Annotated in this window: 6 protein-coding genes, 1 tRNA gene and 1 pseudogene; 6 read left to right on the top strand and 2 right to left on the bottom strand. The window is 41.5% G+C overall.

Features of this window, described 5'->3' with window-relative positions; genetic code table 11:
* Positions 1-281: pseudogene (locus LI162_RS05710) on the top strand (hypothetical protein); the annotation flags it as partial.
* Between the two features lie 92 nt (positions 282-373).
* On the opposite strand, the gene LI162_RS05705 reads toward LI162_RS05710, so the two are convergent.
* Positions 374-871 carry a QueT transporter family protein gene (locus tag LI162_RS05705; protein ID WP_015528578.1) on the bottom strand — a complete coding sequence of 166 codons (498 nt, stop codon included), beginning with the start codon at positions 869-871 and terminating at the stop codon, positions 374-376.
* A 718-nt stretch (positions 872-1,589) separates the two neighbouring features.
* Between LI162_RS05705 and LI162_RS05700 the strand changes: the two genes are divergently transcribed.
* Positions 1,590-2,183 carry a VanZ family protein gene (locus tag LI162_RS05700; RefSeq protein WP_155204830.1) on the top strand — a complete coding sequence of 198 codons (594 nt, stop codon included), beginning with the start codon at positions 1,590-1,592 and terminating at the stop codon, positions 2,181-2,183.
* 38 nt (positions 2,184-2,221) lie between these two features.
* On the top strand, positions 2,222-3,118 hold the full coding sequence (locus LI162_RS05695; protein ID WP_020436546.1) for a LysR family transcriptional regulator: 897 nt from the start codon (positions 2,222-2,224) through the stop codon (positions 3,116-3,118).
* 51 nt (positions 3,119-3,169) lie between these two features.
* Here LI162_RS05695 and LI162_RS05690 read toward each other — a convergent pair whose 3' ends face one another.
* Positions 3,170-4,444: a M18 family aminopeptidase gene (locus LI162_RS05690; RefSeq protein WP_055147024.1), complete on the bottom strand. Its 1,275-nt coding sequence runs from the start codon at positions 4,442-4,444 to the stop codon at positions 3,170-3,172.
* 201 nt (positions 4,445-4,645) lie between these two features.
* Here LI162_RS05690 and LI162_RS05685 point away from each other — a divergent pair, with 201 nt between their 5' ends.
* The 3 genes from LI162_RS05685 (at position 4,646) to LI162_RS05675 (ending at position 8,127) form a co-directional block, all read left to right on the top strand.
* Positions 4,646-6,214: a sensor histidine kinase gene (locus LI162_RS05685; RefSeq protein WP_227155957.1), complete on the top strand. Its 1,569-nt coding sequence runs from the start codon at positions 4,646-4,648 to the stop codon at positions 6,212-6,214.
* A gap of 35 nt (positions 6,215-6,249) precedes the next feature.
* The gene (ade, locus tag LI162_RS05680; RefSeq protein WP_055157164.1) at positions 6,250-7,980 is read left to right on the top strand and encodes an adenine deaminase; all 1,731 of its coding nucleotides are present in this window, start codon (positions 6,250-6,252) and stop codon (positions 7,978-7,980) included.
* 75 nt (positions 7,981-8,055) lie between these two features.
* A tRNA-Cys gene (locus tag LI162_RS05675) sits at positions 8,056-8,127 on the top strand.
* Positions 8,128-8,246 lie beyond the last annotated feature (119 nt).

Below are 8,246 nucleotides of genomic sequence, written 5' to 3'. Positions count from 1 at the left end.
GAATGAATAATGGAATGCAGAACATGAACGGCACAGCCCAGTATGGAAATATGGGAATGAATAATGGAATGCAGAACATGAACGGCACAGCCCAGTATGGAAATATGGGGATGAACAATGGAATGCAGAATATGAATGGCAACGTGCAGAATGGAAACATGGGAATGAACCAGAATATGAATGCTAACGCACAGCCGCAGACAGGCGGTACATGGATATGTCAGTGTGGAGCAGAGAATACCGGAGCATTCTGTGAATTCTGTGGTACGCCAAAACCGTGATGATAATATGAAAATCCCATCTTAGAAAAGGGGAGTGGCTATGTGAAACGAAATTATTCACATGGCCACTCCCTTTGTTACATAAGAAAAATCTATAAAGCTTTTTTAAAGATAATTCCTCGATATTTGTTAAGTGCTCCGTAAAGAATCAGACCAAGCACACCGGCGGAAATCACTTCTCCGACACCAACTGTCAGCATCATGAAAGGAATCGGAAGTGGAACCATATAAGCGTATTTTAATACAAATGGAACCACGATGATGTTGGCAACAACCGGAGGAACAGGGGCAAGGAATTTGCTCTTGTTTCTTAAAGACCATGTAAAGATGGCACCAATCAGTGTTGCAAGGCTGCCGAAGATAATGTCAGGCAGGATCGCACCTCCAAGTGTGTTTCCGATGAGGCATCCTACAAACAATCCAGGGATTGCAGCCGGAGTAAATACCGGGAGGATCGTCAGTGCTTCCGCAAAACGGATCTGCACCTCTCCAAAAGCCAGTGATGCACCGACAACAGTCAGTACGACATAGATGGCAGCAATCATGGCTGCCTGTGCCAGGTAAAGCACTTTGTTACTTGAGTTTTTCATTATTCAGTTCTCCTTTAGTTTTGTTTTACGAGTGGAAGGTCACGAACACTCGATTCATTTTCGCGCAGCAATGAGTCAGGCGGCCATGCTTGCATGGACATTTGACGAATGCCGCGGAAGGCATATACAGTAAGTATATGACCTTACGCCGGAAATCGGCGAAACCCTTGTAAGACCTTGGTTTTTTAGGGTTTTGTAACGGGTGATAGTATAGCATGAAAAGACAAGAAAAGCAAGGACATACCCACTTTCTATTAAAATTGCATATTGTATTGTTAAATTGCATATGCTATAATGCCAGTAGGCAAAAAGATAATGCTATTCCATAGTGAACAGCAACGAAAAACCCTCGGAGTGCCATCCGAGGGTTTTTCTATTCCTAATTCTTGTGTGGAAAGGTTTGAATCCACAGGCTAGTTACCGGCTATTTGTCGCCATCTAACCATTTGATGATGTAGTGGCAAACTACACCAGCCGCAACAGCGACAATAAAAGATAATGCTAAATCCATGGTGAACACCTCCGTTCTGTACCAGTATAGGAGGCGGTAACATTGCTAGTATATCATATGTTGCTTTGTGGTTCTATAATTTTGTGTCCTATATATAGTTTTTATCTTAATGAAAAATTAAACTTAATTAAGAAGTCTAAATCTACTGTAACCAGGCCGGATATGATAGACTATGAGTTGTGTAAAATACAATTCATGGAGGAAAAAATGAGTAGAATATACAACGCCCTGATCGAACTTGTTGCAGCAGCAGTTTTTATAATTCCGCTTTGGGGTATATATGAGAAGTTTTTCTTTCAGAGCTGGAAACGAACGATGGTTTATATGATCTTTGGATTTTATCTGGCAGTAGTATTAGCATTAGTGGGATTTCCGAATATCACGATGTTGCAAACGGAGTTTACAGTGAATCTGATTCCATTTATTTATATGTTGTCAGATTTTGTTAATGCGTGTTTGAACGTACTCTTGTTCGTTCCGTTTGGTTTCTTTTTACCAATGTTATGGAAAGAGTTCAGAAGTATAAAAAGTGTTGCCCTGGCCGGAATTGTTGCAACGTCTTTTATTGAGATTTCTCAACTTTTTACTGGCAGAGCAACTGATATAGATGATATCATTACAAATAGCATCGGTACTTTGATCGGCTACTTTACTGTGCGTTTTGTAACCGAAAACTTTACAAAGCGAACTTTATCAGATTCAAAAATTAATGATTTTTATTTGATCTGTGGTTCAGTAGGTGTTATTATGTTTTTCTTACAGCCATTTGTCTCAAGATGGTTATGGGGAATACTTTTATGATAAGCCCGGATATCAGTTTCAATAAGGAGTGAGCGAACATGACATTACAGCAATTAACCTATTTAGTTACGGTTGCGGATTGTGGGAATATTACGGAGGCTGCAGAAAAGCTTTTTATTTCACAGCCGTCGCTTAGTGCAGCAATTCATAATCTTGAAAAAGAGATGGGAGTGACTGCATTTACAAGGTCTAACAAAGGCGTTACTGTTACAAGAGAAGGCGAAGAGCTATTGTCCTTTGCAAGGATGCTCTTAGAGCAGGCTGACAATATGAAAGAACATTTTGGAAATGGAGAGAGAAGGACACCAAAGTTTTCTGTGTCTTGCCAGCATTATTCGTTTGCGGTAAATGCTTTTGTTGATCTGATCAAAGAATATGATGCAGACCAGTATAGTTTTATTATAAGAGAGACACAGACGGGCGAGATCATTGAAGATGTGGCAAGCGGAAAAAGTGAGATAGGGGTTCTTTACCTTTCGGAACACAATGAAGATGTGATTCTGAAGCTGATAAAGAATAATCAGTTGAAATTTGAGGAAATGTTTGTCGCAGAACCGCATGTATTTATCTGTAAAGATCATCCACTGGCAGAAAAAGAAATGATTTCCATGGAAGATTTACGACCATATCCGTATCTTGTCTATGAACAGGGAAATAATAATTCGTTTTATTTTTCAGAGGAATTTATAAGTATGCTTGATTTCCCGAAGAGTATACAGGTGAGAGACAGGGCGACCTTATTTAACCTGGTGATCGGATTAAACGGATTCACAGTAAGCAGTGGTGTGATCGACCAGAAATTAAATGGAAGCAGTATTATAGCGAAGCCATTAGATGTTGATAAAACGATGAGGATCGGTATTATTAAAAAGAAAAATATTATTTTCAGTCGTTATGCGTCTTATTATGTAGATGCGCTGAAAAAGCATTTGTAAAAAATAAAGAGCGGGGATTTCGTCATAATGAAATCCCTGCTCCTTCTTTTACTAGCAGAAGAATTCTTTTGCAGCTCGTACCAGATACTCAGTATCTTTCACACCTGCAGTCTCATAAGGGGAATGCATTGCCAACTGCGGAAGTCCAATGTCAACGGTATTGAGCGCAACCTGAGTGTTGGAAATATTTCCAAGGGTAGAGCCACCGGCCATATCAGAACGGTTTGTAAATGTCTGAACCGGAACATCTGCCCGCTTACATAGGTCGCGGAACATGGCAGCAGATACGGCGTCCGTACAGTACTTCTGGTTTGCATTGAATTTCAACACGATTCCTTCGTTCAGGTAAGGACGGTTTGTCGGATCTGCTTTCTCTGTATAGTTTGGATGAACCGCATGAGCATTATCCGCAGAGATCATAAAGCTGTCTGCAAGATGGACACGATAATCTTCTCCATCATATCCAAGTGCTTCGTGAACACGGATCAGTGTGTCAAAAAGGAACGTGGATGCGGCGCCCTGTTTCGTACCGCTTCCAACTTCTTCATTATCCAGAACACAGTGTACAGCCATACATTCTTTTTTCTCACCGGAAAGAAAACCTTGAAGTGATGCGAAGGCACACTGCAGGTCATCAAGTCTGCCGCTGGAAATGAATTCCTCAGAAGCCCCCCAGATGGAACCTTCCTGTCGGTTATAAAGGAATAGATCATGACCGAGAATTTCATCTTTTTCTACCCCGGCAGCTTCAGCAATCTGTTCCATAAAAGTTCCTTTAGGAGAACCACAGCCATAAAGCGGAAGAAGATCTTTCTGTGCGTTGTAGTTGTAACCGCTATTGATCTCACGGTTCATGTGAATCGCGAGATTCGGGATCATAACAAGATCCCGGTCAATATTGACGAGTTTGCTCGTGAATTGTCCGTTTGTCTTATCTTTTATTATAACGCGTCCGGCAACAGAGAGCGGACGGTCAAACCAGGGTGCACAGAGCATGCCACCATATTTTTCTACATTTAATTTCACATAATGTTTTTCCACTTCGATCTCCGGATTCTCTTTGATCTTAAAGGTCGGAGAATCACTATGACTTGTCAGAATGTGCATCTTGTCAATACCATTTTCCGGAATTGTAAACGCAATCAGGGAAGAGTCATTTCGTGTAACAAAATAGTGTTTGCCGCATTCTATATTCCAACGCTGATTTTCCTTTAGTTCAGTAAAATCAACTGCAAGAAGCTCTGATCTCATCTGTTGAACTGCATGAAACGCTGTGGGACTCTTTTGAAGAAATTTTAATAGTTCTTGAGAAACTGAATTGTTCATAGATATTTCCTTCTTTCAAATTGTTTTAAAAATCTTTTTTTGCTGATATATTTACTTTTTAGGATAGGGCAAATCAGAGAGAAATACAAGGCGGAAAAGCATAATAAAAACTTTTTATTTAAGAAGAATTTCACAACATACTGTTTTAAAATGTGCTATAATCTAATTTGGAATGTCAGAGATTCCATTGGAGGAGTACGAATGAAAAAAATATCTTTGAAAATAAAATTAACACTAAAATATACAGGGTGCATATTCGTGGCAACAGGCATTGCGTTGTTTCTTGCTACAGTGATAAGTGGAACAGATGCGCAGTCAGCAAAAGCGATGGCGAAGGTGGTACTTCCAATCGTTTTCATCGCATCTCTTGCAATTGGATACTTTCTGGTAAGAGAGGTTCTGAAACGGACTGCAGATATGGCAGAGTCAGCGGCGGAAATCTGTAGAACAAAAGATTTCTCCAGACAGTTGGAACTGGAAGAATCTGATGCGGAATTGGAGAGACTGCAGCTGACATTGAATGAATTACTTGAGGATGTGCGCGAGGAGGGACATTTTGCAGAAAATGTTGTACAGGAGATGTGGATGCCGGTCAGTGTGATCCTTACACGAAGCGCATGGTGCCTTGGCGACTGGCGACTGTCCCAGCGTCAGCGCTGGCAGATTGAACTGGTGCAGAAGAAGGCACAGATTCTTTCAGATTTTATTCAGGAAGTCTCATTTTTTGCAAAGGCAGATCAGGGATGCCAGCCGGCTTATAAAAAACGCATGAATATCAGTGAACTGACAACAGGAATTATAGAAGGTCAGATCAGCAGACTTCAGGAGGCAGATGAACCGGTGCAGATAGACTATGAGATTGAACCGGAGATTTACGCAGAAGTGGATGAGAACTGTTATCGGAAGATGTTGTTAAATCTGCTGGAGAATTCCATTGATTATAGCCGGGAGATTGGACTGATCAAAGTTGTTGTTGAAAGCAAAGGCAGTGAATTTACCTGTAAGATTGCAGATGCGGGAATTGGAATTTCGGAGACGGATCTGCCGCACGTATGGGATCGGTTTTTCAGAGGAGATCCTTTAGGTGCTGGAGAAGGTCATTTTGGACTGGGACTTTCTGTTGTAAAATGGATTGCTGAAGTACACGATGGATGGGTGGATGCAGAAAGTATCCTGGGATCCGGAAGCTGCTTTACAGTGGGGATGCCGTGCGAACCGAAGCCAGAGGCAGAAGAAGTGTCAGAGGAAGAGAAGACAGTTGATGCGCTGTTAGAAGGAATTGATGGAGCGGACGAAACAGAAGAGGAGACGGATGCAGATCTGACTACAGAAGCAGAAGGAGCAGTTGCGACAGATGCAACTACAGAAGAAGCTGAGACAGAAGTAACATCTGAAATAAATGAAACGGCTGAGACAGAAGGAGTTACAGAAATAAATGCGGCGACTGAAACAGAGGCAGTGACCGAAAACAGAGATAGCTCAGAAGAGTCCGAAGCTTTGGGTGAGACAATCGCGATGCCTGTGATTACAGAGGACACAGAGGAACAGTCATCAGAGAATTTTGTGCCGGATGCAGAGAAAGATGAAACCGATGTAAAGAGTGAAAATTCGTTCAGGAAAATCAAAATTTGTTTATCAAAAATCAAAAGCTTTCTTGAGGAAGAAGATGACGAAGAAGATGACGAAGAAGATTCAGACGAAGACGAAGAAGCTTTAAATGAATGCGAAGTGATTCCATTTAAAAGCAAAGAGGATTCAGATGAAAAATAAAGAGGAGGACTTCTGACGTGAAAGACGTAGCAACAATGAAGGTGGAATTAAAGAAACTTATTGATACAGCTGCAGGAAGAATTCCGGCAGATCTGGTGATTAAAAATTGTAAGATTGTAAACGTATTTTCAGGAAAGATCCAGGAAGGAGACATTGCATTTTCAGGTAATCAGATTGCAGGTATCGGTGAGTATGAAGGCGTGAAAGTGATTGATGCAGAAGGAAGATATGCAGCGCCAGGATTTATCGACAGCCACATCCATATTGAATCTTCTTATGTAAGTCCTGAAGAGATTGGACGCCTGTTAGTTCCACATGGAGGAACAACAATTATGGCAGACCCACATGAGATCGTAAATGTATGTGGAATCGCTGGTCTGGACTATATGATGAAAGCAGCTGAGAACACAGTGCTTGATGTGAAATATGAGCTGCCATCCTGTGTACCGGCTACACCATTCGAGCATTCAGGTGCGGTGATCGATGCAGAAGCAATGAAAGAGCCGATCACAAGAGAAGGAATTGCCGGACTTGGTGAATTCATGAATTTCCCGGGCGTGATCAATGCGGCAGACAGTGATCTGGATAAGATCATTGTAGCAAAACAGGAAGGAAAATTTATTGATGGACATGGACCTGGAATCACAGGAAAAGAGCTGAATGCATATGCCGCTGCAAGAATCGCAGCAGATCATGAATGTTCTACAGTAGAAGAGATGAATGACCGTCTGGAAAGAGGAATGTACATTCTTCTCCGCCAGGGTTCTGCATGTCACAATCTTCGCACACTGATCAAGGGAATGACAGCAGAGAACAGCAGAAGATGCCTGCTCTGTTCTGATGACCGTCAGCCGAAGACAATCCTTCACGAAGGACATCTTGATAATCATCTGCGTATCTGTGTAGAGGAAGGTCTTGATCCTGTGACAGCAATTCGTATGGCAACACTTAACGCAGCAGAATGCTTTGACCTGAAAGACAGAGGAGCAATTGCACCGGGATACCGTGGGGATGTTGTTCTTCTGGATGATCTGAAAGATTTCCATGTAAACCGTGTATTTGTAGAAGGTACGCTGGTGGCAGAAGAAGGAAAATATCTGCCAGAGATCAAAAAATGTGATATCTCTTCTGTTAAGGGAAGTGTGATTGTAAAAGATTTCTCCAAAGAGAAATTTAAAATGAATTTGAAATCAAACAAAGTAAATGTAATCAAGATTCTTCCGGGTGGAGTTGTAACAGCGAAAGATACAGCAGAGATTGAGTTGGATGCAAATGGAGAGTTCGTAAGAAATCCAGGAGTTGATCTTGTAAAAGTAGCTGTTGTTGAGCGTCATCAGGGAACAGGAAATGTAGCTTGTGGATTCCTGAAAGGATACGGAATCAAAGAAGGTGCTGTAGCACTTTCAGTGGCTCACGATTCTCATAACATCATTGTTGTTGGAGTTAATGATGAGGAGATGGAATTTGCCGTGAACAGTCTGATCGAGCAGGAAGGTGGTATTGTTCTTGTGAAGGAAGGAAAAGTGATCGAGAGCATGCCAATGCCGATTGCCGGACTAATGAGTGATCAGAGTGGTGAGTGGGTAGATCAGAAACTGACAGATATTCACGAGAAAGCATATGAAGAACTTGGAATCTGTGGAGATGTGGAGCCGGTAATGACACTGTGCTTTATGTCACTTGCAGTAATTCCGGAGATTAAGCTGACAGATATGGGATTGTTTGATGTGACAACATTTTCATTCATTCCTGTAGAAGTTGAATAATGAAGTTAAAAATCAAAGAAAACACCATTGACGTACTGCATGTATTTTGCTATACTTTAATAGTTAAATAAATACGGCGCAGTAGCCAAGCGGTAAGGCGTGGGTCTGCAACACCCTGATTCACCGGTTCAAATCCGGTCTGCGCCTCTGAAGAACCTGAAACTGATTTGTTTCAGGTTCTTTTTTTGAGCACCTACGCCAACAATCTCAGAGATAGAAAAAACTCATGTGAGTTCGTTAGAAGAGATTCACATGAGTTTTTCTTT

The organism is Mediterraneibacter sp. 210702-DFI.3.120, from assembly GCF_020561005.1.
In the GTDB taxonomy this organism is placed as follows: domain Bacteria; phylum Bacillota; class Clostridia; order Lachnospirales; family Lachnospiraceae; genus Mediterraneibacter; species Mediterraneibacter faecis.
Note: the sequence above shows the minus strand (reverse complement) of the source record. Positions and strands in the feature narration are given on the sequence as shown.